The organism is Streptomyces sp. NPDC056948 (genome assembly GCF_042674225.1).
GTDB lineage: Bacteria > Actinomycetota > Actinomycetes > Streptomycetales > Streptomycetaceae > Streptomyces > Streptomyces purpurascens.
Window position 1 is genome coordinate 11,092 of sequence record NZ_JBHUQX010000031.1, and the last position, 24,880, is coordinate 35,971.

General features: G+C 70.6%; 20 protein-coding genes. 17 read left to right on the forward strand and 3 right to left on the reverse strand.

Annotated features, from left to right (window positions below; all coding sequences use genetic code 11):
• Positions 1-103 precede the first annotated feature (103 nt).
• The 16 genes from ACFTZL_RS06365 to ACFTZL_RS06440 all read left to right on the forward strand — a co-directional run bounded on the left by ACFTZL_RS06365 (position 104) and on the right by ACFTZL_RS06440 (position 19,558).
• Entirely contained in the window at positions 104-763 is a 660-nt protein-coding gene (locus tag ACFTZL_RS06365) for a GntR family transcriptional regulator (RefSeq protein WP_382578971.1), read from the forward strand.
• A complete protein-coding gene (locus ACFTZL_RS06370) occupies positions 760-1,671 on the forward strand; it encodes a dihydrodipicolinate synthase family protein (RefSeq protein WP_382578974.1) in 912 nt (303 codons plus the stop codon). Before ACFTZL_RS06365 ends, ACFTZL_RS06370 begins: the two co-directional genes overlap by 4 nt.
• Positions 1,668-3,398 (forward strand): L-arabinonate dehydratase, encoded by a 1,731-nt coding sequence (gene araD, locus ACFTZL_RS06375; RefSeq protein WP_382578977.1) that lies wholly within the window; start codon positions 1,668-1,670, stop codon positions 3,396-3,398. The genes ACFTZL_RS06370 and araD overlap by 4 nt, the downstream gene beginning before the upstream one ends.
• A gap of 174 nt (positions 3,399-3,572) precedes the next feature.
• The gene (locus tag ACFTZL_RS06380; RefSeq protein ID WP_382578979.1) at positions 3,573-4,508 is read left to right on the forward strand and encodes a carbohydrate ABC transporter permease; all 936 of its coding nucleotides are present in this window, start codon (positions 3,573-3,575) and stop codon (positions 4,506-4,508) included.
• The gene (locus ACFTZL_RS06385) at positions 4,505-5,401 is read left to right on the forward strand and encodes a carbohydrate ABC transporter permease (protein ID WP_382578982.1); all 897 of its coding nucleotides are present in this window, start codon (positions 4,505-4,507) and stop codon (positions 5,399-5,401) included. The genes ACFTZL_RS06380 and ACFTZL_RS06385 overlap by 4 nt, the downstream gene beginning before the upstream one ends.
• Positions 5,398-6,708: a polysaccharide lyase family 1 protein gene (locus ACFTZL_RS06390; protein ID WP_382578985.1), complete on the forward strand. Its 1,311-nt coding sequence runs from the start codon at positions 5,398-5,400 to the stop codon at positions 6,706-6,708. The genes ACFTZL_RS06385 and ACFTZL_RS06390 overlap by 4 nt, the downstream gene beginning before the upstream one ends.
• A 20-nt stretch (positions 6,709-6,728) precedes the next feature.
• Entirely contained in the window at positions 6,729-7,904 is a 1,176-nt protein-coding gene (locus ACFTZL_RS06395) for a Gfo/Idh/MocA family protein (protein ID WP_382579020.1), read from the forward strand.
• Positions 7,901-8,746, forward strand: coding sequence for a PmoA family protein (locus tag ACFTZL_RS06400; protein WP_382578987.1), 846 nt, complete (start codon positions 7,901-7,903; stop codon positions 8,744-8,746). Before ACFTZL_RS06395 ends, ACFTZL_RS06400 begins: the two co-directional genes overlap by 4 nt.
• Positions 8,743-10,248 (forward strand): family 43 glycosylhydrolase, encoded by a 1,506-nt coding sequence (locus ACFTZL_RS06405; protein WP_382578989.1) that lies wholly within the window; start codon positions 8,743-8,745, stop codon positions 10,246-10,248. The genes ACFTZL_RS06400 and ACFTZL_RS06405 overlap by 4 nt, the downstream gene beginning before the upstream one ends.
• Positions 10,249-10,282: 34 nt before the next feature.
• Complete coding sequence (locus ACFTZL_RS06410; RefSeq protein WP_382578992.1) at positions 10,283-12,274, forward strand: pectinesterase family protein; 1,992 nt, start codon at positions 10,283-10,285, stop codon at positions 12,272-12,274.
• A 49-nt stretch (positions 12,275-12,323) separates the two neighbouring features.
• Positions 12,324-13,673 carry an ABC transporter substrate-binding protein gene (locus ACFTZL_RS06415; protein ID WP_382578994.1) on the forward strand — a complete coding sequence of 450 codons (1,350 nt, stop codon included), beginning with the start codon at positions 12,324-12,326 and terminating at the stop codon, positions 13,671-13,673.
• A 104-nt stretch (positions 13,674-13,777) separates the two neighbouring features.
• Positions 13,778-14,575, forward strand: coding sequence for a rhamnogalacturonan acetylesterase (locus ACFTZL_RS06420; RefSeq protein WP_382578997.1), 798 nt, complete (start codon positions 13,778-13,780; stop codon positions 14,573-14,575).
• 33 nt (positions 14,576-14,608) lie between these two features.
• Positions 14,609-15,919, forward strand: coding sequence for a polysaccharide lyase family 1 protein (locus ACFTZL_RS06425; protein WP_382579000.1), 1,311 nt, complete (start codon positions 14,609-14,611; stop codon positions 15,917-15,919).
• 118 nt (positions 15,920-16,037) lie between these two features.
• Entirely contained in the window at positions 16,038-17,156 is a 1,119-nt protein-coding gene (locus ACFTZL_RS06430; RefSeq protein ID WP_382579001.1) for a pectinesterase family protein, read from the forward strand.
• Between the two features lie 22 nt (positions 17,157-17,178).
• Positions 17,179-18,414: a polysaccharide lyase family 1 protein gene (locus ACFTZL_RS06435; protein WP_382579004.1), complete on the forward strand. Its 1,236-nt coding sequence runs from the start codon at positions 17,179-17,181 to the stop codon at positions 18,412-18,414.
• A complete protein-coding gene (locus ACFTZL_RS06440) occupies positions 18,401-19,558 on the forward strand; it encodes a dienelactone hydrolase family protein (RefSeq protein WP_382579006.1) in 1,158 nt (385 codons plus the stop codon). Before ACFTZL_RS06435 ends, ACFTZL_RS06440 begins: the two co-directional genes overlap by 14 nt.
• A 3-nt stretch (positions 19,559-19,561) precedes the next feature.
• Here ACFTZL_RS06440 and ACFTZL_RS06445 read toward each other — a convergent pair whose 3' ends face one another.
• Complete coding sequence (locus ACFTZL_RS06445; protein WP_382579009.1) at positions 19,562-21,769, reverse strand: family 43 glycosylhydrolase; 2,208 nt, start codon at positions 21,767-21,769, stop codon at positions 19,562-19,564.
• Between the two features lie 247 nt (positions 21,770-22,016).
• Here ACFTZL_RS06445 and ACFTZL_RS06450 point away from each other — a divergent pair, with 247 nt between their 5' ends.
• On the forward strand, positions 22,017-23,171 hold the full coding sequence (locus ACFTZL_RS06450) for a pectate lyase (RefSeq protein ID WP_382579012.1): 1,155 nt from the start codon (positions 22,017-22,019) through the stop codon (positions 23,169-23,171).
• Here ACFTZL_RS06450 and ACFTZL_RS06455 read toward each other — a convergent pair.
• Together ACFTZL_RS06455 and ACFTZL_RS06460 are read right to left on the reverse strand one after the other, a co-directional pair.
• Positions 23,168-23,740: a hypothetical protein gene (locus ACFTZL_RS06455; RefSeq protein WP_382579015.1), complete on the reverse strand. Its 573-nt coding sequence runs from the start codon at positions 23,738-23,740 to the stop codon at positions 23,168-23,170. The genes ACFTZL_RS06450 and ACFTZL_RS06455 overlap by 4 nt on opposite strands.
• A partial coding sequence (locus ACFTZL_RS06460) for a hypothetical protein (protein WP_382579017.1) occupies positions 23,740-24,880 on the reverse strand: 1,141 nt, incomplete at its 5' end. The genes ACFTZL_RS06455 and ACFTZL_RS06460, both read right to left, overlap by 1 nt.

The window sequence follows — 24,880 nt, forward strand, 5'->3', positions numbered from 1 at the left end:
CTGTCAGAAGCATTGACGAAACAAACGCGCCCCTCCTACCGTCATCGCGTCGTACTTCGTACGTCATATATGAGACGCGATACGCGAGATCCGAGAGGCGCGCATGACCTCTGTGCCCACGCCGATCCCCTCCCGCACGCAGTTCGTGCTGGAGGGGATCAAACACCGCATCCTCACCGGGCAGTTGACGCCGGGGCAGGCGCTGGTCGAGACCGAGCTCGCCGCCCAGTTCGGGGTGTCGAAGACCCCGGTGCGCGAGGCGCTCAAGACCCTCGCCGGGACCGGGCTGGTCGTGATGAGCCAGTACAAGGGCGTCACGGTGCGCCTGGTGGACGCGGACATGGCGCGCGAGGTCTACGACGTACGGCTGCTGCTGGAACCCGAGGCGCTGAAGCGCGCCGTACAGCGCGGAGCCTCCCTGGACACCGCCCGTGAGGCGCTGACCAGGGCCGACGCGGCCATCGACACCGCCGAACGCTCCCTCGCCAACCGGGAGTTCCACCGCGCCCTGTACCTGCCGTGCGGCAACCCGCTGCTCGGCCGGATGCTCGACGAGGTCCGCGACCAGGCCGCCCTGGTCTCCGCCGTCGCCTGGGCCGCCTCGCCCTCCTGGGAGCGGGAGGCCGGGGAGCACCGCGAGATCCTCCGGCTCGCCCTCGACGGCGACGCCGACGGCGCGGCCCGCGCCCTCCACTCCCACATCGCGTCCTTCGTGCGGCGCGCTTTCCCCGAGGCAGGACTGGAACAGGAAGGTCAGCAATGAGCAGCGTGGCGTTCGAGACCCAGCGGGCGGCCCTGGCCGACGTGGTGGCGATCCCGGTGACCCCGTTCGCCGAGGACGGCTCCGTCGCACAGGACACCTACCGGGCCCTGCTGCGCCGTCTGCTCGACGGCGGCATCACCACCCTCACCCCGAACGGCAACACCGGCGAGTTCTACGCCCTGACCCCCGAAGAGCGCCGCCTGGTCACCGAGCTGACCATGGACGAGGCCGGGGACCGGGCCGTCGTCCTGGTCGGGGTCGGCCACGACGTGCCCACCGCGGTCGCCTCCGCCCGGCACGCCCGTGAGCTCGGCGCCCGGATGGTGATGGTCCACCAGCCCGTCCACCCGTACGTCTCCCAGGCCGGCTGGGTCGACTACCACCGCGCCGTCGCCGAGGCCGTGCCCGAGCTGGGCGTCGTCCCGTACATCCGCAACCCGCAGCTCACCGGCGCCCGGCTCGCCGAACTCGCCGACGCCTGCCCGAACGTCATCGGCGTGAAGTACGCCGTCCCGGACGCCGCCAGGTTCGCCGCCTTCGCCCGTGACGCCGGGCTGGAGCGGTTCGTCTGGGTGGCGGGCCTCGCCGAGCCGTACGCCCCCTCCTACTTCTCCGCCGGCGCCACCGGCTTCACCTCGGGGCTCGTCAACGTCGCCCCCGCCGTCTCCCTGAACATGATCGAGGCGCTGCGCTCCGGCGACTACCCGGCCGCCATGAAGGTCTGGGAGCAGATCCGCCGCTTCGAGGAACTGCGCGCCGACAGCGGCTCCGCCAACAACGTCACCGTCGTCAAGGAGGCCCTCGCCTCCCTCGGACTGTGCCGCCGCGAGGTCCGCCCGCCGAGCAGGCCGCTGCCTCAGAGTGAGCGTGCCGAGGTCGCCGCCATCGCCGCGGGGTGGTCGATATGACCGGCAGGCTGCGTCCCGAGGAGCTCAGGAGCCATCAGTGGTACGGCGTCGAGGGCCAGCTGCGCACCTGGTCGCACAACGCCCGTATGCGGCAGCTCGGTTACGAGGCGGAGGAGTACCGGGGCCGCCCGGTGATCGCCGTCCTGAACACCTGGTCCGACATCAATCCCTGCCATGTCCATCTGCGCGAGCGCGCCGAGGCGGTCAAACGGGGCGTGTGGCAGGCCGGCGGCTTCCCGCTGGAGTTCCCGGTCGCCACGCTCTCCGAGACGTACCAGAAGCCGACCCCGATGCTCTACCGCAACCTGCTCGCGATGGAGACGGAGGAGTTGCTGCGGTCGTACCCGATCGACGCGGCGGTGCTGCTCGGCGGCTGCGACAAGTCGACGCCCGCGCTGCTCATGGGCGCGGCCTCGGCCGACGTACCGGCGATCTTCGTGCCGGCGGGGCCGATGCTGCCGGGGCACTGGCGCGGTGAGACCCTCGGGTCCGGCACCGACATGTGGAAGTACTGGGACGAGCACCGCGCGGGCAACCTGACCGACTGCGAACTGAGGGAGCTTCAGGGCGGGCTGGCGCGTTCACCCGGTCACTGCATGACCATGGGGACCGCGTCGACGATGACCGCGGCGGCGGAAGCCCTCGGTATGACGCTGCCGGGCGCCTCCTCGATCCCGGCCGTCGACTCCGGGCACGAGCGGATGGCCGCCGCCTCCGGGCGCCGTGCCGTGGAGCTCGCCTGGATCGCGCTCAAGCCGTCCCGGATCCTCACCCGCGAGGCTTTCGAGGACGCCGTCACCACGGTGCTGGGGCTCGGCGGCTCCACCAACGCCGTCATCCACCTGATCGCGATGGCGGGGCGCTGCCAGGTCGAACTCACCCTCGACGACTTCGACCGCATCGCCCGCACCGTGCCGGTGCTGGCCAACGTCCGGCCCGGTGGACGGACGTACCTCATGGAGGACTTCTACTTCGCCGGTGGTCTGCCCGCCTTCCTCTCGCGGATCACCGACCTGCTGCACCTGGAGCGGCCCACCGTCAACGGAACCCTGGGCGAGCAGATCGGGAACGCCGTCGTGCACGACGACGACGTCATCCGCAGCCGCGAGAACCCGGTCGCCGCCGAGGGCGGAGTCGCCGTGCTGCGCGGCAACCTCTGCCCGGACGGCGCCGTCATCAAGCACATCTCCGCCGAGCGGCACCTGCTCAAGCACACCGGTCCCGCCGTCGTCTTCGACGACTACAAGACGATGCAGCGCACCATCAACGACCCGTCGCTCGGCATCACCCCCGAGCACGTGCTCGTGCTGCGCAACGCCGGCCCCAAGGGCGGCCCGGGTATGCCCGAGTACGGGATGCTGCCGCTGCCCGACTACCTGCTCAAGCAGGGCGTCCGGGACATGGTCCGGATCTCCGACGCCCGGATGAGCGGCACGAGTTACGGCGCGTGCGTGCTGCACGTGGCACCCGAGTCGTACGTCGGCGGACCGCTCGCCCTCGTCCGCACCGGTGACTCCATCACCCTCGACGTCGAGGCGCGCGCCCTGCATCTCCACGTGGACGACGAGGAGCTGGAGCGGCGCAGGGCGGACTGGACGCCGCCGCCCACCCGGTACGAGCGCGGCTACGGCGCGCTCTACAACGAGCAGATCACGCAGGCCGACACCGGCTGCGACTTCGAGTTCCTGGCTCGCCAAGGCACAGTGCAGGACCCGTACGCGGGCTGAACCCACGCCCCGGACACGCACCACGGCACGGCACAGGCTCCACGCACCACCCCGCACCTCAGCACGACCCGGCACGACCCTGCCCGGGAAGAAAGCGCTTCCCGCGCACGCATGCACGTACGCGCACGCACCGACGCACGACGTACCACGACGTACTGAGAACGGAGAACAGTAATGGCCCAAGCCGCAGCCGTGGCGAAACCGCCCGCGCCACCCCGGCGGCGCCGGGCCTCCGCCACGCCGCGCAGGCTCCCGTACCTGCTGATCGCCCCGGCCGCCCTGCTCATGCTGGGCTTCATCGCCTACCCGGTGATCAGCGTCTTCTACTACAGCCTGCAGAACTACAACCCCACCAAGCCATGGCGGAACGGCTACGCGGGCTTCGACAACTTCGTCCACGCCTTCACCGAGGACCCGGTCTTCTGGGACACCCTGGTCTTCAGCGCCAAGTGGGTCTTCGTCGAGGTCGGACTCCAACTGCTGTTCGGTCTCGCGCTGGCCCTCATCGTCAACCAGACCTTCGTGGGGCGGGGCCTGGGACGCGCCCTGGTCTTCTCCCCGTGGGCCGTCTCCGGCGTGCTGACCTCCGCGATCTGGGTGCTGCTCTACAACTCCCAGACGGGCATCACCCGTTACCTCGCGGACGTCGGCATCGGCTCCTACGGAACGAGCTGGCTGTCGGACACCTCGACGGTGTTCCCGGCGGCGGTCGTGGCGGATCTCTGGCGCGGTGTGCCCTTCTTCGCGATCCTCATCCTCGCCGACCTCCAGTCCGTCTCGAAGGACCTGTACGAGGCCGCCGAGGTCGACGGGGCCAGCCGCCTCAAGCAGTTCTGGCACATCACGCTGCCGCACCTGAAGGACGCCATCATCCTGTCCACGCTGCTGCGCGCGGTGTGGGAGTTCAACAACGTCGACCTGCTCTACACGCTGACCGGCGGCGGCCCGGCGGGGGAGACCACGACCCTGCCGCTGTACATCGCCAACACCTCGGTCGACGCCCACAACTTCGGCTACGCGTCCGCCCTGACCACGGTCGCGTTCGTGATCCTGCTCTTCTGCTCGATGGTCTATCTGCGGCTGAGCAAGTTCGGAGGCGACAACAAGTGAGCGTCAAGGAAGCCACCAAGGCGGCGCCCGCTCCCGTGCGCGCCACCCCCGAACCGCCGCGGCACACGAAGAAGAACCGCGCCTGGGACGAGGCACCCCGCTGGCAGGTCTACCTGCCCCTGGGGATCTACCTGGTCTTCACCCTCATCCCCTTCTACTGGATCCTGCTCTTCTCGCTGCGCCCGGCCGGCTCGACCTCGCTCGTGCCCTGGCCGATGACCTTCGAGCACTTCGAGAAGGTGTGGACGGACCGCAGCTTCGGCACCTACTTCACCAACAGCGTGCTCGTCGGCGTCGCCACCCTGCTCATGACGACGCTCGTCGCGCTGGCCGGCGGCTACGCCCTCGCCCGGTTCGACTTCAAGATCAAGCGGGCGTTCATGCTGGCGCTGCTGTGCTCGCAGTTCGTGCCGGGCGCGCTGCTGCTGGTGCCGCTGTTCGAGATCTTCGCCGAACTGCAGATGATCAACTCGCTGGGCAGTGTCATCCTCGCCGAGACGGTCTTCCAGCTACCGCTGTCGATGATCCTGATCAGCAACTTCATCAAGAACGTGCCGTACTCCCTGGAGGAGGCGGCCTGGGTGGACGGCTGCAACCGCATGACGGCCTTCCGGATCGTGGTGCTGCCGCTGCTGCGGCCCGGCCTGATCGCCGTCGGCTCGTTCGCCTTCGTCCACTCCTGGAACCACTTCCTGTTCGCCCTGATGTTCCTGAACAACCAGGACAAGCAGACGATCCCCGTCGGCCTCAACTCCCTGATGAGCGCGGACAGCGTCGACCTGGGCGCCCTCGCCGCGGGCGGCATCATCGCGGCCGTCCCGGTCGTGATCGTGTTCGCCTTCATCCAGAAGTGGCTGATCACCGGGTTCAGCGCGGGGGCGGTGAAGGGATGAGACTCAGACAACTCGCCGTCGCCGCAGGGCTGCTGGGGCTCCTCTGCGTCCCCGTGCACGCCGAGGGCCGGGACATCGGCCGCGACACCCTGCCCGCGAACGACGGCTGGGCCTCCGAGGGCGCGGGCACCACCGGAGGCGCCGCCGCCGACGCCGAGCACGTCTTCACCGTCACCGACCGGGCCGGACTGGTCCGCGCCCTCGACGGCGGCAGCGACACCCCGAAGATCATCAAGATCGCCGGGACCGTCGACGCCAACACCGACGACGACGGCGACCGGCTGGACTGCTCCGACTACGCCACCGGCGGCTACGCCCTGAAGAAGTACCTCGCCGCCTACGACCCCCGCACCTGGGGCTCCGCCAAGCCCAGCGGACCGCAGGAGGAGGCCCGCCAGGCCTCCGCCGCCCGGCAGGCCGAGCGGATCGTGCTGCCCGTCGGCTCCCACACCACGATCGTCGGCCTCGGCGACTCGGCCGTCCTGAAGGGCGCCAGCCTCCAGGTGAAGAACGCCGACAACGTGATCATCCGCAACCTCGACGTGCGGGACGCCTACGACTGCTTCCCCGTCTGGCAGCCCAATACCGGCGGACTCGGCGACTGGAAGGCGGCCTACGACACGATCTGGCTGACCGGCGCCACCCATGTGTGGATCGACCACGTCACCGCGTCCGACCGGGGCCACCCGGACGCGAAGGAACCCACCTACTTCGCCCGCAACTACCTGCGCCACGACGGTCTGCTGGACATCACCAACGGTTCCGACCTCGTGACCGTCTCCTGGAGCCGGTTCACCGACCACGACAAGGCGATGCTCATCGGCAACGGCGACACCGCCACCGGCGACCGGGGCAAGCTCCGGGTCACGCTGCACCACAACGCGTTCGAGTCGGTCGTGCAGCGCGCCCCGCGCGTCCGCTTCGGGCAGGTGCACGTCTACAACAACCGGTACGAGATCACCGACGACGACTACCGCTACTCGTTCGGCGTCTCCACCGAGTCGAGGATCTTCGCCGAGAACAACGCCTTCCACGCCCCCGGCCATGTCGAGGTCGCCGACCTGGTCAAGAGCTGGAACGGCAGCGCCCTGCACCAGAGCGGCACCCTCTGGGGGTCCCCCCGGACGGAGTCTGGGGGAGGCTACCCGGTCGACCTGCTCGCGATCTACAACGCCTACAACTCCGGCAGCGAGCGCGATCTGACCGCCGACGTCGACTGGACCCCCACCCTGCACGGGCGGATCGACAGCGCGGCGGCGGCCGACCGGGCCGTGGCCCGCGGCGCGGGAGCGGGGAGGCTGTCGTGACCGGTCGCATGATCGACTCCATGAACGACTCCATGAACATGCCTCTGCCCGTCGTCCTCGCCGGTGCGCGGGGCCACGGCCGCTGGCACGTCGAGAACATCCGCCGGCTCCAGAAGCAGGGCATCGTGCGGCTCGTCGGCGTCTGCGAGCTGACACCGCTGACCGAGGAGGAGCTCGGCGACCTGGGCACGCCCGAGCAGTCCGCCGACTTCGGCGCCCTGCTGGACTCCACCGGCGCCGTGATCGCGGTGATCTGCACACCGATCCCGACCCACACCGACCTGGCGCTCGCGGCGGCCGAGCGGGGCGTGCACGTCCTGCTGGAGAAGCCGCCCGCCCCCTCCTACGCGGAGTTCCGCCGCATGGCCGACGGGGTCGCCGCGGCCGGGGTCGTCTGCCAGATCGGCTTCCAGTCGCTGGGCTCGCACGCCCTGCCCGCCATCCGCGAAATGATCGACCAGGGCGCGATCGGCCGGCTGGTCGGGCTCGGCGGGGCCGGTGCCTGGGTGCGCGACGAGGACTACTTCCGGCGGGCGCCCTGGTCGGGCAAGCGGCGGCTGAACGGCGTCGACGTGATCGACGGGGCGCTGACCAACCCCCTCGCCCACGCCGTCGCCACCGCCCTCGCCCTGGGCGGCAGCACCCGCGCCGAGCACGTCAGCGGCATCGAGACCGAGCTGCTGCGCGCCAACGCCATCGAGTCCGACGACACCTCCTGCGTCCGGATCACCACCACACAGGGCCACCCGGTGACCGTCGCCGCGACGCTGTGCGCCGAGGAGTCGGACGAGCCGTACGTCCTGGTGCACGGCAGCAGCGGCCGGATCACCTTCTGGTACAAGCAGGACCGGGTGCTGCTCCAGCGCGCGGGGCACGGCCCGGAAGAGTCCGAGCACGGCCGTACCGACCTGCTGGAGAACCTCGTCGCGCACCTCACCACCGGCGCGGCCCTGCTGGTCCCACCGGACGAGACGGGCGCCTTCATGAAGGTCGTGGAGGCCATCCGCACCTCTCCCGACCCGGTGCCGCTGCCCGACACGGCCTGGCACCGGATCCCCGACGAGAACCGCCGTGTCGTACCCGGCATCGACGGCCTCGTCGCGGCCGCCGCCGACACCCTCTCCCTCTACTCCGAACTCGGCGCCCCCTGGGCGCTGGCCGCGGAGCATCTGTCGAACGAGGTGAGCACCCGATGACCAGCAACGACACCACGGTCCTGCGCGTCGCGGGCCGGCCGGTCGGCCGGTACGTCACCCGGCCAGAGCTGCCGGTGCGACTCTCCCCGCGTCCGTATCTGCATCCCGTCACCACCTTGTCCGGTACGGCGGTCACCGAGCTGAGCCCCGCCGACCACGCACACCACCTCGGCGTCGGTGTCGCCGTCCCCGACGTCGAGGGGTTCAACTTCTGGGGCGGGCGTACCTACGTCCGCGACCAGGGCCCGACCGAGCTGGACAACCACGGCTCCCAGCGGCACGTCGCCTTCCAGCTGCGCGACCCCGACGGCTTCGTGGAGGAGCTGCGCTGGGTGGCGGCGGCCGGTGAGCTGCTGCGCGAGCGCCGTACGGTCGCGGCCACCGAACTCACCGACCAGGCCTGGGCCCTGGACCTCACCTTCTCCCTCACCAACGTCACCGAGGACCCGCTGTCGATCGGCAGCCCGGCGACGAACGGGCGTCCGGGCGCGGCCTACGGCGGCTTCTTCTGGCGTGCCCGCAAGGAGGCCGCGGCCCCGGATGTCTTCACCGTCGGCACCGAGGGCGAGACCGAGGTGCACGGCAGGCGCGCCGACTGGCTCGCCCTGGCCGGCTCCGGCTGGACGCTGGTCTTCGCCGGGGCCACCGAACAGACCCGCCGCGACCCGTGGTTCGTGCGCACCGGGGAGTACCCCGGGGTGGGTTCCTCGCTGGCCCACGACGAGCGGCTGCCGATCCCGCCGGGCGAGACCGTCGTCCGCCGGGTCGTCACCGTCGTCGCCGACGGCCGACTCGGCCGGGACGCCGCGGCGGCCCTGGTCCGCAAGGCGGTGAGCCCGTGACCTCCCCGACCTATCGCAACCCGGTCCTCGACGCCGACTGGTCCGACCCGGACGTCGTCCGTGTCGGCGACGACTTCTATCTGACGGCCTCCAGCTTCGGGCGCGCCCCCGGCCTGCCGTTACTCCACTCCCGCGACCTGGTGAACTGGACCCTGGTCGGCCACGCCCTCGAACGCCTGGAACCGGCGCAGGAGTTCGATCGGCCCCGCCACGACTGCGGCGTCTGGGCCCCGTCCCTGCGGTATCACGACGAACGCTTCTGGATCTTCTGGGGCGACCCCGACCAGGGCATCTTCCAGGTCAACGCGCCCGAGATCAGGGGCCCCTGGACCCGGCCGCACCTGCTGAAGGCGGGCAAGGGCCTGATCGACCCCTGCCCCCTGTGGGACGAGACCGGCGAGGCCTATCTGGTGCACGCCTGGGCCAAGTCCCGCTCCGGCATCAAGAACCGCCTCACCGGGCACCGGATGCGTCCCGACGGCACCGAACTCCTCGACGAGGGCAAGGTGATCGTCGACGCCGACCGCATACCCGGCTGGTTCACCCTCGAAGGCCCCAAGCTCTACCGGCACGACGGCTGGTACTGGATCCTCGCCCCCGCCGGGAGCGTCGAGACCGGCTGGCAGGGCGCCTTCCGCTCGCGCGGCTTCTTCGGGCCGTACGAGGAGAAGATCGTCCTGGAGCAGAAGGACACCGACGTCAACGGCCCCCACCAGGGCGGCTGGGTGCGCACCGCGACCGGCGAGGACTGGTTCCTGCACTTCCAGCAGCGCGGCGCCTACGGCCGGGTCGTGCATCTCCAGCCGATGCGCTGGGGCCCGGACGGCTGGCCGGTGCTCGGGGACGACGGCGCCCCCGTCGCCGTACACGAGATGCCCGACCTGCCGCCGCAGCCGCCCGCGGCGCCCGCCACCGACGACGACTTCCCCGGCGGACGGTACGGCCGCCAGTGGCAGTGGACGGCCAACCCGGGCGACGGCTGGGCCACCCAGCACTCCGGGGACGGGCTCAGGCTGACCTGCGTCCGCTCGGCCGACGCCCACGACCTGCGCAGGCTGCCCAGCGTGCTCACCCAGCGGCTGCCCGGCGGGCCCCGCACGGTCGAGGTGGAGCTGCGGCTCGACAGCGACGAGCCCGGGGCCCGGGCCGGACTCGCGGTCCTCGGGGACGCGTTCGGCTGGATCGGCCTCCAGCGGGGCACGGACGGGACCGCGCATCTCGTGCACCGGTTCGCCGAGGCGGTCGCGGACGCCGAACGCGACGCCGCCCACCCGCGGCTCGCGCCCGAGGGCCGGGCCCGGCTGCGGATCGAGATCGGCGCGGGCGCCCGCTGCCGCTTCTCGGCCGACACCGGCGACGGCTTCCGGCCCTCGGGCCCGGTCTTCGCCGCCACCCCGTGGCGCTGGGTCGGCGCCCTGCTCGGCCTGTTCGCCCTCGCACCCACCGGTCAGGGACACGCCGGCGCGGCGACCTTCACCCGGTTCCGGATCAGCCCCTCGTAACGCACCTGCCGTCGTACGCCTGTTGGGAGCCGCAATGACGCACTTCCGTAGCAAGCGCTTGTCGAGACCGGGGCACGGCAAGGTCGTGGCCGCCGTGCTCGGCCTCGTCGCCGCGCTGAGCCTCGGGGCGATGGGGGACGCCCAGGCAGCGCCGTCCTCCGGGGCCGTGCCCGCCGCCGACCGCTGGACCGACCGCCCCCACGGCTTCGCCTCCCTCGCCGGCGGCACCACCGGCGGCGCGGGCGGCAAGGTCGTCACCGTCACCGACCAGGCCGCGCTGGCGAAGTACGCGGCGGCCGAGGAGCCCTACGTCATCCGCGTCAAGGGCGCCCTGGAGATGGACCCGTTCGGCACGGAGATACCCGTCGCCTCGGACAAGACCATCATCGGCGTGAGCGACACCGCCGAGATCGTGCACGGCGGCTTCACCCTCGATCCCGGCACGCACAACGTCATCATCCGCAACCTCACCATCCGCGACACGGCCATCGAGGGCAACTGGGACTGCAAGGACACCGACTACGACGGCATCCGCCTCGACACCGCCCACCATGTGTGGATCGACCACATACGGTTCTCGCGGATCTGCGACGGCCAGCTCGACATCCGCAAGGACAGCGAGTACGTCACCGTCTCCTACAACCGATTCACGAACAACAACAAGACCTTCGGCATCGGCTGGACCCCGAACGTCAGGACGCAGATCACCGTCGACCACAACTGGTTCACGGGCACCAAGCAGCGCAACCCGTCCGCCGACAACTGCGCCTACGCGCACCTCTACAACAACTACCTGTCCTCGCAGCTCTCCGACGGCGACCCCGTGTGGACCTACGGGAACTGGTCGCGCGGCCGGACGAAGATGGTCATCGAGAACAGCTTCTACGACGGCGTCCAACACCCCTACCAGGCCGATGCCACCGCCGAACTGGTGCAGCGCGGGTCGATCCTGCGGAACACGACGGGCCGGCACGACGCCTGGGGCACGGCGTTCGACCCCCGCGAGTTCTACGCCTACCGGCTCGACCCGGCCGCCTCGGTGCCCGCGCTGGTGAAGCGGTTCTCGGGGCCGCAGCGGCGGATCGGCGGCCCGGTCGTGCTGAACGTACCCGCGGACCACCCGACCGTGCAGTCCGCCGTGGACGCCGTGCCCGACGGCAACGACACCCCGGTGACGATCGCCGTCGCACCCGGCACCTACCGCGAGAAGGTGTACATCCCCGCGAGCAAGCCGCACCTCGTGCTGCGCGGGACCGGACGCGACCGCTCCGACACCGTCGTCGTCTTCGACACGCCCGCCGAGCAAGGGGGTTCGACGGGCAGCGCCACCGTCCGCATCGCCGCGAACGACGTCACCGCACGCAACCTCACCTTCAGCAACGACTTCGACGAGGCCGCGCACGAGGTCAACGGCGAGCAGGCGCTGGCGATGAAGACGACCGGCGACCGGATCGTCTTCGAGGACACGGCGTTCCTGGGCAACCAGGACACGCTCATGACCGACAGCCCCAAGCTGACCACCGTCAGCCGCGTCTACATCCGGGACTCGTACATCGAGGGCGATGTCGACTTCGTCTACGGCCGGGCCACGACGGTGATCGAGCGGTCGGTGATCCGGGCGCTGAGCCGCGGCTCGGACACGAACAACGGCTACATCACCGCCGCCTCGACCTGGACGGGAAACCCGTACGGGTTCCTGATCAGTCGGTCGAAGATCGTGAGCGACGCGCCCGCAGGGACCTTCCACCTGGGACGGCCCTGGCACCCGGGCGGCGAGCCGGACGCGGTCGCACAGGTCCTGATCCGGGACACCGAGCTGCCCGCCGCGGTCAAGGCGTCGCCGTGGACCGACATGAGCGGGTTCTCGTGGAAGGACGCGCGGTTCACCGAGTACCGCAACCACGGGCCGGGGGCGGGCGTGACCGCGGACCGGCCGCAGATGGGCGACGCCGCCGCGCGGACCCACACCGTCGCGCACTACCTCAAGGGCACGGACGGCTGGGCTCCGTACGCCCGCCACCACTGACCCCCCGCACGTTCACAGCCAGTTGGATCCAGAAGAAGAGAGCCGACCAATGAAGATCAGCATGCGCAGAAGCAGGCGAGCCGCCACGGCCGTCGCCCTGGGGGCCGCGCTCGCCCTGACCGTCACCGCCTGCGGCGACGACGGCAGCGGGGCGGGCGGTGACAAGGGTTCCGAGGGCAGCGGCAAGGGCGAGATCGTCTTCTGGGACAACAACGGCGGTGTCCGCACCGAGATCTGGAAGAAGATCATCGCCGACTTCGAGAAGGCCAACCCGGACATCAAGGTCGAGTACGTCGGGATCGCCTCCACCGAGTACCAGTCCAAGGTCGACACCGCCCTCCAGGGCGGCGGCCTGCCGGACGTCGGCGGTGTGGGCGCGGCGATGCTCGCCGGGTTCGCGGCGCAGGGCGCGCTGGAGCCGCTGGACGAGCGGGTCGGCAAGTCCTCGCTGAACGGCAAGCTCAACAAGGACATGGTCGAGTCGCTGAAGGCGGCCGGCGGTGGCGACGACAAGCTGTACTCGGTGCCGACCTCCGCGAACAACGGTGTGCTGTATTACCGCACCGACCTGTTCGAGAAGGCGGGCCTGGAGGAGCCCACGACGTGGGAGCGGTTCTTCGAGGCCGCGGACAAGCTCACGAACAAGGGCAAGAACGAGTTCGGCTACACCATTCGTGGTGGCTCCGGGTCCATCGCGCAGGCGCTGGACGCCATGTACGGGCAGTCCGGGATCACGTCGTTCTGGAACGCCGGCGGTGACAAGACCACGGTCAACGACCCCAAGAACGTGGCGGCGCTGGAGAAGTACGCGGCGCTGTACAAGAAGGTCACCCCGGCGGCCGACCTCAACAACGACTTCACGAAGATGGTCGCGCAGTGGGACTCCGGCACGATCGGGATGCTGAACCACAACCTCGGGTCGTACCAGGACCATGTGAAGGCGCTGGGGGGCGAGAAGTTCCGCGGTATTCCGCAGCCGGTGGGCTCCGGCGGCAAGCGCGTGCAGGTGTCCAACCCCGTGGACGGGCTGGGGCTGTTCAAGAGCGGCAAGAACAAGGAAGCGGCCTGGAAGTTCATCGAGTTCGCCACGTCCAAGGCGGAGAACTCGCGGTTCAACGAGGCGGCGGGGCAGGTGCCGTCGAACACGGACGCGGCGTCGGATGCGTGGATTTCGAAGGCCGAGCCTACGAAGCTGGCCGCTGACGCGTTGTCGGACGGGTCTACGACGATTGTGCAGTTGCCGTACTACCTGCCTGACTGGAACACGATTTCCAAGGCTGACAATGAGCCGAACTTCCAGAAGGTGCTGCTCGGGAAGATGGGTGCGAAGGAATTCCTGGACACGATGGCTGAGCAGTTGAATGCGGCTCAGGAGGAGTGGGACCAGCAGAACGGGTGATTGCTGGATTCGCCGTGGGGCGGCCTGTGGTTCGCAGACTGCGGGCCGTCCCTGGCTTGTCGCGCAGTTCCCCGCGCCCCTAAAAAACATGGAAAGGACTCCGCGTGTCCCTGAGTCGAAGACAGGTCGCTGTCGCCGCAGTCGCCTCGGTGCCGCTCGCCTTGTCTGCTGCCGGTGTCGCACGAGCCACCGGGCATCGCAATCGCATCTTCTATATCGCGGGTGATTCCACCGCCGCCCAGAAATATGCTGCCGCCGCGCCCGAGACCGGGTGGGGGATGGCGCTCCCCTTCTTTCTTCAACGTTCTCGGCCCGTCTCCAATCACGCCGTGAACGGGCGGAGTTCCAAGAGCTTTGTGGATGAAGGGCGGCTCGACGCGATTCTCGATGTGATCGAGCCGGGTGACTTCCTTCTCATCCAGTTCGCTCACAATGACGAGAAGGCGGAAGACCCCACCCGCTACACCGAGCCCTGGTCGACGTATCAGGACTATCTGCGGATGTACGTCGACGGTGCCCGGGCCCGTGGCGCGCGGCCCGTGCTCGCCACCGCCGTCGAGCGGCGGAGGTTCGACGCGGAGGGGAAGGCCGTGCCGACGCACGGTGAGTATCCGGCGGCCATGCGGGCGCTCGCCGCCGAGGAGCGGGTCGCGTTGCTGGACATCCAGGCGCTGTCGCTCGCCCTGTGGCAGGAGCTCGGGGTCGAGGAGACGAAGGCGTACTTCAACTGGACCGCGACCGAGCAGGACAACACGCACTTCAATCCGCCGGGAGCGATCGCCGTGGCCCGGCTCGTGGCACGGGAGCTGCTCAGGGCCCGGGTGCTCGGGCCGCGCGACGTGTGCCGGCTGGATGCGGAGATTCCGGAGTCCTGGATCACCTGGCCCGAGTCCGCCGCGTAACACCCCTCGACGCAGAAGGAAGAGAGCCGCACCATGAAGATTCAGAAGTGTCATGATCACGTCATCGGTAGGGTCGCCCTCCTGGTCGGCTGCACCGCGCTCGTGCTGTCCCTGAGCGGCACCACCGCGCAGGCCGGCCCCCGGGACGCGGCTCGCCAGACCCTCGGGACGAACGACGGGTGGGGCGCGTACGGCAGCGGCACCACGGGCGGTGCCACGGCCGATGCCGCGCACGTCTACACCGTCAGCACCTGGGAGCAGTTCAAGGCCGCCCTGAAGGACGGCGGTTCCGCGCCCAGGATCATCAAGGTGCGGGGGATGATCGACGCCGTCTCCCAGGGCTGCGAGGCGTTCGAGGCCGAGGGGTACGACTTCCAGAAGTACCTCGCGGACTACGACCCCGCCGTCTGGGGGCACGACAAGCCGGTCAGCGGTGCGCAGGAGGACCTGCGGGCCGCGTCCGCCGCCCAGCAGGACAAGACCATCAAGGCGAACGTGCCGGCCGACACCACGATCATCGGCGTGGGCAAGAACTCCGGGATCCTCGGCGGCAGCCTCCAGATCAAGGGCGTCGACAACGTCATCGTCCGCAACCTCACCATCGAGGCGCCGGTCGACTGCTTCCCCCAGTGGGACCCGACCGACGACAACAAGACCGGCGCCTGGAACTCCGAGTACGACGGGGTCGTCGTCTACGGCTCCACCCATGTGTGGATCGACCACAACACGCTGACCGACGGCCGTTATCCCGACAGTTCCCTGCCGTCCTACTTCGGCAAGACCTACCAGCAGCACGACGGGCTGGCCGACGTCGTGCGCGGCTCGAACCACGTGACGGTGTCCTGGAACTCGTTCAAGGACCACGACAAGACCATGCTGATCGGCAACAGCGACAGCGCCACCGCCGACGACACGGGCAAGCTCAAGGTCACGCTGCACCACAACCGTTTCGAGGGCATCGTCGAGCGGGCGCCGCGGGTGCGGTTCGGGCAGGTCGACTCGTACAACAACCACTTCGTGGTCACCAAGGGCCAGAAGTGGGGCTACGTCTACGGCATCGGCAAGGAGTCCCGGCTCGTCGCCGAGCACAACGCGTTCACGCTCGCGCAGGGCATCAGCCCGGGGAAGATCCTCAAGAAGTGGAACGAGGCGCCGCTCACCGCGAACGCCAACTACGTCAACGGCAAGGCCGTCGACCTGATCGCCGTGCACAACGCCGAGATCCCCGGGGAGACGCTCCAGTCGGGTGCCGGCTGGACGCCGACCCTGCGGGCCGGTGTCGACCCGGCGAAGGCGGTCCCGGGCATCGTCGACGCCGGCGCGGGCGCCGGCCGCGTGTGCTGACCTGACCACCCCCTCCTGAACAGGCCGGGGCGGCCCGCATCGCACCCCTCGCCCCGGGGTGCGCCCGCCCCGGCCCTTTCCCCCGCCCGTACCAGCCGCACCGCGAAGGAGCAGCCGCATGCTCTCGCAGCCCAATGTCTCCCTGTCCCGCCGGGGGTTCCTCGTCGCGAGCGCCGCGGCGGGCGCCGCCCTCGGCCCCGCCGCCGGCCCCGCGCGGGCCGGTACCCGTCCGCGTCCGTTCGGCCGGTACGGCTCACCGGCCGACCGCCGTGACCCCAAGACCCTGTACGTCCATCCGGGCGGCGCCGGTGACTTCACCACCGTCCGGGACGCCGTGGCCGCCGCGACCGGGAGCGGGTACACCCTGGTCATCGCGCCGGGCGTCTACCGGCAGACCGTCGCCGTCGACCCCGCCCGTACGGAGATGACCTGGATCGGGGCGAGCGAGGAACCCCGTGACGTCGTGATCGTGTACGACAACGCGGCCGGGACCCCGAAGCCCGGCGGCGGCACCTACGGCACCACCGGCTCCGCCACCACCACCGTGCAGGCCGACGGCTTCACCGCCCGCTGGATCACCTTCGCCAACGACTGGCTGCGCGCCGACCACCCCGAGATCACCGGCACCCAGGCCGTCGCCCTCAAGGTCCAGGGCGACCGGTCCGCCTTCCACCACTGCCGGTTCCTCGGCCACCAGGACACCCTGTACGCCGACTCGATGGCACTGGGCACCTTCGCCCGCCAGTACTTCGCCCACTGCTACGCCGAGGGCGATGTCGACTTCGTCTTCGGGCGGGCCACCGCCGTCTTCGACCACTGCCACTTCCGGACCCTGAACCGGACCGACCTGCCGGCCGCCCCGTACGGCTTCGTCTTCGCCCCGTCCACGGCCGGTGCCAACCCCCTCGGCTACCTGGTGACCAGGAGCCGCGTCAGCAGCGAGGCCCCCGACGGCCACTTCAAGCTGGCCCGGCCCTGGGTGCCCAGCTCCGACACCACCGCCCGCCCGATGCTCACCGTCCGGGACACCTGGCTCGGCCCGGGCATCGACGCCGTCGCGCCCTACACGAACATGGCGAGCGGCTATCCCTGGCAGTCGATGCGGTTCGCCGAGTACCGCAACGCCGGACCGGGTGCCGTCGTGTCCGTTCCTGAGAACCGGCCCCAGCTCACCCGGGCGCAAGCCGCGTCGCACACCGGGCAGACGTATCTCGGCGACTGGCGGCCCTGTGCGTAGGGCCGCGGCGCTCCTTCTCGGCGTGTGCCTGCTCTGGCCGGCTCCCGCGGCCTCCGCCGCCGAACGCGGGCCCGTCGGCTGGGCCTCGACCGGCACCGGCACCGACGGCGGGGCGGGCGGCAGGACCTGGACGGTGGCCACCCGCGCCGAGCTGAAGCAGGCCCTGGCGGGCGACGGCGATCCCACCGCGCCCAAGGTGATCCGGGTCGTCGGCGACATCTCCGGACACGAGGCCGACGACGGTTCCCTGCTCGGCGAGCAGGACTACGCGCCCGGATACGACCTCGGCAAGTACATGTCCTGCTTCGGCGAGGACGGCGCCGCCTGGTCCGACACCCGCTTCGATTACTGCAAGCAGCAGCGGCAGCTCCGCCAGACCGGCTCGAACAAGGAGAAGGCCCAGATCCAGCTCACCGTGCCGAGCAACACCACGCTGGTGGGCGTGGGGCGTGATGCCCGGCTGCTCGGGGTGTTCCTGACCGTCAACACCGGCAGCGACATCATCGTGCGCGACCTCCATCTGGAGGCGCCCGTCGACCACTTCACCAGTTGGTCCCCGGACGACGGCACCCGCGGAAGCTGGAACGCCCGCTTCGACGCGCTGACCGTGATCACCGGCAGGAACATCTGGGTCGACCACTGCACCTTCACCGACGGCCGCTTCCCGGACCGCGAGGCTCCCCTCGGCTTCCACGGCGAGCGCGTCCAGCGGCACGACGGGCTGCTGGACATCGAGGACGGCTCCGACTTCGTCACCGTCTCCGACAGCCGGTTCGACGACCACGACAAGGCGATCCTCATCGGGTCGGGCGACGGGCGAGGCGACCGGGACCGGGGGCATCTCAAGGTGACCTTCGCCCGCAACCTGTTCAGCGGCATCGTGCAGCGCGCCCCGCGCGTCCGCTTCGGGCAGGTGCACGTCGTCAACAACGTCCACCGGGGGCGGACTCCGCTCTACGCCCTGGGCGTCGGCGTGGAGTCCGCGATCTTCTCCGAGCGCAATGTCTTCCGCTATCCGGGCGGCCGGCCGTCCGCCGCCGTCGCGGACTACGGCGGTGAGCGGTTCCGTGACACCGGCTCGTGGTTCAACGGCCGGCCCGCCCGGCTGAACGACGTGGCGAGCGGTCTCGGTCTCGGGAGCGAGGTCGGCTGGGACCCCGCCGATGTCTACGACTACCGCGCCCTCACGTCCCCGGCGGCGGTCGAGCGGTACGTGCTGCGGCACGCCGGAGCCGGGAGGCCCCATGGACGCCCATGAGCAGCTCGGCCGGCGGACGTTCGTGGTCGGGGCGGGTTCGGCGCTGCTGGCCGGGGGAGCGGTGACCGGGGCGGAGGCGGCGGTCGTGGACGGGCCGCTGCCCGACTTCCACCCGGCGCTGAAGGACGCCCTGACCTTCCCGCTCGCCTGGGGCAGGTCCCCGATCCGCGACTTCCGCGCCTGGCGGCGTGCCGCCCGGGCCACGGTCGAGGAGCACCTCCTCGTGGAGCGGCAGGACCGGGTGCCGTTCGCGCCGGAGTACACCGGGCGGACAGAAGGGCAGGGCTACACCCGTGAGTCGGTGACCGTCTCCCTCACCCGGTACGAGCGGGTGCGCGGCGCCCTGCTCACCCCGCACGGCGACGGGCCCTTCCCCGCCGTGCTGCTCCTGCACGACCACGGATCCAAGTTCGACATCGGGAAGGAGAAGCTCGTCCGGCCCTGGTACGACGACACCCGTCTCGCCTCCGCCCAGGCATGGGCGGACAAGTACTTCAGCGGGCGGTTCGTCGGCGACGCACTGGCCCGGCGGGGCTATGTGGTGCTGTGCCTGGACGCCCTCGGCTGGGGCGACCGCGGGCCCCTCGCCTACGAGCAGCAGCAGGCGCTGGCCTCCAACTTCTACAACCTCGGCTCCTCGCTCGCCGGGCTCATGGCCCGGGAGGACCAGCGGGCCGCGGCCTTCCTGGCGGGACTCAACCGGGTGGACGCCCGGCGGGTCGCGGCCGTCGGCTTCTCCATGGGCGCCTACCGCGCCTGGCAGACCGCCGCCCTCAGCGACCACATCGCGGCCGCCGCGAGCGTGTGCTGGATGACCGGCCTGAAGGAGATGATGGTGCCCGGCAACAACACGCTGCGCGGGCAGTCGGCGTACCACATGCTCCACCCGGGGCTCGCCCGCCGGCTCGACATCCCCGACGTGGCGAGCATCGCCGCCCCCAGACCGATGCTGTTCATGAACGGCGGGCTCGACACGCTCTTCCCCGCCGAGGGCGTACGCGTCGCGTACGACAAGCTGCGTGCCGTCTGGCGCTCGCGCCACGCGGAGGGGCGGATACGGATGAAGACGTGGCCGGAGCTCGGCCACGTCTTCACCCACGCGATGCAGGACGAGGTCGTGAGCTGGCTCGACGACGTCCTGTGAGGCTCACCGCCGTACCGGCTCGATGCCCTCCAGCGTCGGCACCACCGGCTTGATGCTGCCGTCGGTCGCGAACTCCATGCGGTCGATGGTGGTCTCCCGGTGCATGCCGTCGCCGCCCGGCAGACCCGGGCCGTTGAGGGCGAAGCGGTGGTAGACCATGTACCAGTCGTCGGTGCCGGGCGTGTTCACCACCGAGTGGTGACCGGTGCCGAGGATGCCGTACTCGGGCCGCTTCTCCAGGATCGTCCCGCGCTTGGTCCAGGGGCCGAGCGGGGACGGGCCCGTCGCGTACGCCACGTGGTAGTTCTCGCTGCGGGTGTCGTCCTCCGACCACATGAAGTAGTACGTGCCCTTCCGCTTGATCACGAAGGAGCCCTCGCGGAAGTTGTCCGGGGTGATGTCCTTCACCTTCGACGCGTCGAAGGACACCATGTCGTCGTTGAGCGGCACCACGTACCCGTGGCCGTTGCCCCAGTACAGGTACGCCTGGCCGTCGTCGTCCGTGAAGACCGACGGGTCGATCATCTGGCCCTTGAGCGCACCGCCCTTGGCGACCAGCGGCTTGCCGAGCGCGTCCTTGAAGGGGCCGGCGGGGGAGTCGGCCACCGCCACGCCGATCTGCTGCTCGGCGCAGAAGTAGAAGTAGTACTTGCCGTCGCGCTCGGCGATCGCGGGCGCCCAGGCGTTCTTGTCGGCCCAGCTCACGTCCGGCCCGAGGTCGACGATGACCCCGTGGTCCTTCCAGTTGACCAGGTCCTTCGACGAGTACGCCTTGAACTTGGTGCCGCTCCAGCCCTGGAAGCCGTCCGTCGTCGGGTAGATCCAGTATCTGCCGTTGAGATAGTGCACGTCGGGGTCGGCGTTCAGGCCGGGGAGCAGCGGGCTGCGGGTGCGGACCGCCTCGACCGTCCAGGTGCGCTTCGTCCCGTCGGCGGCCGTCACGGTGTACTTCTGCGGCTTGCGGAAGTCGCGGCGGGTGCCGGACTTCGGGCTGAGCTTCGCGCCTTCGCCGACCCACAGCTTCGGGGCGAGGTCGCGCAGGTCGGCCTTGGGCTCCATCGGCAGGACGACCTTCGAGGCGCTGTCCGTGACGATCGAGTAGCCCTTCTGGTGCTTGGCCGTCGCGTCCACCACCGAGGTGGAGGTGCTCGGGTAGGCCGCCAGCAGCCGGTCGTACTCCTTCTGCGTCACCGGGAGCACCGTGCCGTGCCGGGGGCTCGCCGGGAGCTGGTAGTTCGTGGACGGGGTCCACTTGCCCGAGGCGAGGTCGGTGGTCTCGAACGGCAGGTAGCCGCGGCCGCCGTACTCGTCGATGAACAGGTACCACTTCTTCTCGGTGTTCGACTTGAACACCGTCGGGCCCTCACCGCGGTCCATCGCGCCCTTGCCGATGCAGTCGGCCACGAAGTCGTACTTCGTCGAGGTCAGGGAGGTCGACTTCTCCCCGGTGATGAACTTCGAGCAGGGGCTGGAGGAGGTGGGGTCCCGCTCGTCCTTGGTGTAGCGGTAGTACTCGTCCTTGTACTTCATGACCGTGGAGTCGATGACCGAGTAGCCCGGGTCGTTCCAGACCTTCGGCTCGCTGAAGGTGCGGAAGTCCTTCGTGGTCGCGTACATCATCTTGTTGTACGTGTCGCCCTTGTGGTCCGGGTCGTCGTCGGCGTACAGCTTCGACGCCCAGAAGACGACGTACTCACCGAGCTTGTCGTCCCAGTAGGCCTCCGGGGCCCAGGTGTTGCCCGCGGTGTCCGGGGAGACCTTCACCAGGCGCTGGTCGGTCCAGTGGACCAGGTCGGTGGACTCCCAGACCATGATCGACTTGCTGCCGTGCCGCTGGACGTCGTCCCAGCTCCCGCTGGAGTTCTGGTACATCCTGAGGTCGGTGGCGATCAGGAAGAACTTGTCGCCCTTCGGGGAGCGGATCACGAACGGGTCGCGCAGCCCCTTCTCGCCGGTCGTCGACGTCAGGACCGGCTTGCCGGCGTTCAGCTCACGCCAGTGCAGCGCGTCGTTGCCCCGGCTCAGGGCGTAGCGGATCTGCTCGCCGTCGGCGGCGCCCTCACCCGTGAAGTAGGCGAAGAGATAGCCGGCGTACTTGGATTGCTTCACGGGTGGTGCTCCGGGGTCTGCGGTGCTGGGCGGCGCCGTGAGAAGGGTCAGGAGAAGGCCGGTCAGGGCCAGGAACGGAAGCAGAAGCGTGCGGGGGCGCATGACACTTCCTGTCGGAGTGTGGGGGATTCTGTTGGGTATCGGCCCTCGGAGTTTCACCGGACGGGTGCAGTGCGTCAACGGGTGTGCATGAGGCCGGTGGTTCCGAAAGTTTCGGGACCCGGGCACACCTGCGCACGTGACGGCGGCAACCCTTTCCCGGCACGGCGGCGACTGCTGGGCGGAAACGGATCGGAGCGGGCCCCTCCGAACCGGGTCCGTCCCTCATTCCCCAGGAAAGGAACGCTCCGTGCTGCTCAGCACCGGACGCCACCGCAGGACCCGTACGCTCACCATCGCCGCGGCCGTCGCCGTGGCCGCGGGGGCGGGCGGCGTCTACCTCGGGCTGTCGAGCGGTGGCGCGCAGGCCGCCTCGGCGGCGGTCACCGTCTCCACCGCGGCCCAGCTCGAAGCGGCCGTGAAGAACGCCACCGCCGGCACCGTCATCCAGGTCCGCGGCGGCACCTACTACCCGGCCGCGACCCTCAAGTCCACGGCGAACGGCACGAGTGCGGCGCGCATCACCCTGCGGCCGTACGGCAGCGAGAAGGTCCGGATCGACGGCTCCAAGCTGCCCGCCGGCTCCTGGCTGGCCGGCCTCTACGGCGACTACTGGACCGTCCAGGACCTGGCCTTCGTCAACGCCCCGGCCCAGGGCTTCGTCGCCACGTCCTCGGCCGGCGGCGTGTTCAGGAACCTGGTCACCGCCGACAACGGCGACTCCGGCTTCACCCTGCGCGGCGACGGCACCACCGGCAACCTCGTGCAGAACCTGGACAGCCACGGCAACTACGACCCGGCAGGCCACGGCCAGAACGCCGACGGCATCGCCGTGAAGTTCGGCTCCGGGACGGGCAACAGGATCACCGGCGCCCGGCTGTACAACAACTCCGACGACGGCCTCGACCTCTGGCAGTTCTCCTCGCCGGTCACCCTCGAACACTCCTGGGCCTTCGGCAACGGCAAGAACCGCTGGAACGACCCGGCCTTCGAGGGCAACGGCAACGGCTTCAAACTGGGCGGCGGGGGCGCCTCCGTCGCCCACGTCGTCAACAACAACGCGGCCTGGGACAACACGCTGCACGGCTTCACCGAGAACTCCAACACCGGCGCCATCGCCCTGAACCGCAACACCGCGTACGCCAACGCCCAGAACGGCTTCTACTTCGCCACCGGCAAGGCCCGCCTCGGCAAGAACCTCGCCGTCAAGGACAAGGGCGGCCCCGTGAAGCGGGGTTCCTCGACGGTCTCCGCCGGCAACAACTGGGACAGCGGCGTCGCCACCCCGCCCTTCAGGTCGACGGACGCGGCCGGCGCGTACGCGGCACGCAAGGCGGACGGCTCCCTTCCCGCGACGACGTTCCTGACGACCGGCTCCACGACCATCGGCTCGACGATGGACTAGCCGGCTGTCGTACGGCTGCCCCGGGCGGCGTAGAGGAGCAGCCCGCCGACGGCCAGTACGGCGGCGGCCACCGTGGCGGCCGTGCTGTCCGACGGTTGCACGGGCCAGGTCAGCAGCCGCAGGATCCCCGGCTCCGTCAGCGGCGGCACGACCGCGGCGGCTCCGGCCCAGACCGTCGGCAGGGTCCAGGCCAGCTGATGGCCGAGCACGGCCGCCGCCAGCGCGGTGAGTCCGGCGAGGCCGGCCGTGGCACGCAGGACGACACCGGCCGGGGCGGCGCTCGCCACGGCCGCCACCGCGAACACCGCGCCGGCGGCCACCACGAGATGCGCCGTGCGCCAGCAGGCCCAGCGGATCGCCGCCGTCCCCTCCAGCGCGGCGGCGGCCCCGCCGAGGCCGTTGCCGAGTACGCCGAGACCGAGACCGAGGGCGAGTACCGCGAAGACGCGTATCTGCCACTGCTGTGCGGAGGCGTTCCCGAGCAGGGCCACCAGGGCGACGCCCGACGCTGCCACCGCCAGGGCGGCGGGGATCCGGCGTGAGCGCAGGTAGAGCGTGAACAGCCGCATCAGGACGCTCCCTTCCCCAGCAGCGCGTCGACGTCGCCCCGGCAGTCCAGTTCCGCCGTGCGGACGGCCGCGATCCGGCGGGTCTGCTCCTCGGCGGGCAGGGCCCGCAACGCCCGCCACGCCGCGTTCCGCGCGTCCGCCTCCTCGCCCGGCGGGATGTCCTGGCCCGGTGCCGGATACCGGCCGTACAGCCATGCGGCCGCGACCGCGCGCGTCCCGTAGGCGACCGGCTCGCACGGGCGGGTGCCCGCCCCGGCCAGGATCCGCGCCACCAGGGCGTCGTCACCTTCGGCGACCCAGCCGCGGCCGGGCGCGTAGGTGTCCGAGTGCAGCCACACCTCGCGCGCCGGCTGCGGTCCCGGCCGGTCGCCGGTCACCTCGTGGACCGAGGTGGGGGCGTCGGGCAGCTTCGCCAGCAGCTTCAGCGCGCGGCGGGCCGGTCCGGCCAGCTCGGCCAGGCCCCGCTCGTGCGCCTTGGTCACGCAGACGGTGGGGCCGTCGTCCCGCGTGCAGACCTCGGCCGTGGCGCCCGCGTCGCGCTGGAGGCCGGAGGCGGGGGCGGCGCCCAGCAACGGCATCGCCAGGGCCAGGCCGAGCAGCGCGGGCAGCGGAGCGGCGACGGCCGTCCGACGCCGGGCGGCCATGAGCAGGACCAGCCCGGTGCCCGCCAGGCCGGTGAACCACAGCGCCTGCGCCAGGCTCACCGAACCGGCGATCGTGGTGAACTCGTCGAGGTCCGTGGTGAGGTTGGGCGCCAGCAGCGAGGCGGGGCCGGGCTCGGTCGACTTGGACAACTGCACCGGAAGGAGCAGCACCAGGAAGCCCGCCACCACCAGCACCGGAGGGGTGTAGGCCGAGGGGAGCAGCCGGCCGACGCCCATGCCCAGCCAGCCCGCCGCCACCAGCGTCAGTGCCCCCACGGCGGTGATGTGCAGCCAGCCGCCGGGCAGATAGCCGGTCTTGCCGGCGACCCGGACGGCACCCGCGGCGAGCGTCGCCAGGTAGCCGAGGACCAGACAGCACGCCAGCGCGACGGCGGTGGGCAGGGCGCGCCGCCAGACCGGCGTCGGGGTGGTGCCGAGCAACTCCTCCATGCCGCACCGCCGGTCGCGCCGGGCCCGCCTCCCGTCGCGCGCGGGG